1 pseudogene is annotated in these 249 nt (G+C 51.4%); it reads left to right on the top strand.

What is annotated here, in order from left to right:
• Positions 1 to 167: 167 nt before the first annotated feature.
• Positions 168 to 249: pseudogene (locus ACLFKU_RS44940) on the top strand (IS5/IS1182 family transposase); the annotation flags it as partial.

Raw genomic sequence — 249 nt, 5'->3', positions numbered from 1 at the left:
GGAGATGGCATTGGTTCCACCTGAATAAAAGGCATTGAGCATCAAATCGACATCACAAACCGGCGCAGCGACTCATTGAAATGAAGTGCTGCTCGCCGGCGAGGGGTATTTCAACAGCCTGTTAGAGCGTGTTAGGAACTTCGATTGAGACCTGTTATCCTGGCGGGATGAAAAGAACAGACCGCAAAGGGTATCCGACTGATGTGTCGGATGAGGAATGGAGTTTCGCGGCGCCGTATCTGACGCTGA

Origin of the sequence: Paraburkholderia sp. EG304 (genome assembly GCF_046543485.1) — a bacterium.
Lineage (GTDB): Bacteria > Pseudomonadota > Gammaproteobacteria > Burkholderiales > Burkholderiaceae > Paraburkholderia > Paraburkholderia youngii.
This window is presented reverse-complemented; position numbering and strand designations above follow the sequence as displayed.